The organism is Arthrobacter sp. MP_M4 (genome assembly GCF_035984855.1).
Taxonomy (GTDB): domain Bacteria; phylum Actinomycetota; class Actinomycetes; order Actinomycetales; family Micrococcaceae; genus Arthrobacter.
In genome coordinates, this window is record NZ_JAXCHX010000070.1 from 1 (window position 1) to 1,202 (window position 1,202).

Here is a 1,202-nt window from a genome sequence, read left to right on the forward strand (position 1 = left end):
GCTGGGCGTCCGAGACCACCAAGGCAGGAGCAAGATTCGACATACCCCAATCTTAACAGCCAAACCTTTAACTATTTTGGAGACACACCACTAGGATCATTGGGTGAGTATTGACATGCCGGAGAACACCGAAGAAGGACGCTTGCAGGCAGCCCAGGATTTGTGGCACCAAACCAAGACGTTCGAAGATGCCTGTGTGATGACAGCCGCATGGCTTGAGGGCATCATCCCGTTTATGCCCGGACGGTTCGATGCCATTGAGAGCGAGACCGGACCGATTGCGTCAGATCTCGCCGACATCAACCGGCTCGGACTGTGGACACAGGAGTCCCAGCCTGGGGAGGCCTCCGAGAACTGGGCACAGAGAGAATTCATCCACGGCCTATGCGAGGAGGGCACCGCTCTGCGGCTGGAATTGCTGAGTAACCGCTCAGACCTTGTCGCTCTCTCCTTCCGCCCCGGCACCGCGGGCTTTGGACTGATTCCGGCAACCGCCTCTCCCGGCGCTGTGGCATCTCTCCATCTTGGGCAGAGCATGGCTTTGTGCGATGAGGATAGTGACTTCATCCAGATACTTCAGGATTACACTACTCGGGAGCTCGCCCTCGTCGCTGTGGGACTCTGGGAAGTCCAGATCTTCGATCCGGTCTGGGGCCGTGCGGGGCTTCTAATCCCGTCCGTTATTGAGGCCCTCAGCGCGCCGTAGAAGCAAAGTTCCAGCTGTGGCTGGCTCGGCTTCCAGCCGCCCCGTCGGCCACTACCCGCGCCCGTGGAGGTGGAGGAGACACTCGGAGGTCCGCACACGGGGCTGCATGGACCCGTGCCAGTAAAAGGTATTACCGTCCTGCTCGTCCATTGCCTCTACCGGCACCTGCGCTTCGCTTAGCCGGCCAGCAGAATCTCCGTTCGAGATCGTCATCGTTTCAGGGACGGCTAACGATCAGCGACGACACGGGCACCTTCCCGTTCTCCCGCGTCCGAAGGATGCTCCGGAGGCGGGGCCCGTATCCCCGTTGCCTACGCACAAGTTAGGGTTTTGAACCGCGGTGACGTGCCTTGGCCATCTGGTCTCGGCATCGTAGCCTCATGCAACTATCGCGAGCATCCCTAGTGGTCTGTCTCAGTTTTGTTTGATGGTTTCAAGGGCGACTCGGCCACGGGCCACTTTTTTGAGGATTGAGTCTGCGGTCGCGGTCCAGACC

General features: G+C 59.6%; 1 protein-coding gene. It reads left to right on the forward strand.

What is annotated here, in order from left to right; translation table 11 throughout:
- Positions 1 to 103 precede the first annotated feature (103 nt).
- A complete protein-coding gene (locus RCH15_RS19055) occupies positions 104 to 706 on the forward strand; it encodes a DUF6919 domain-containing protein (protein WP_326962217.1) in 603 nt (200 codons plus the stop codon).
- The last annotated feature ends 496 nt before the right edge of the window (positions 707 to 1,202 follow it).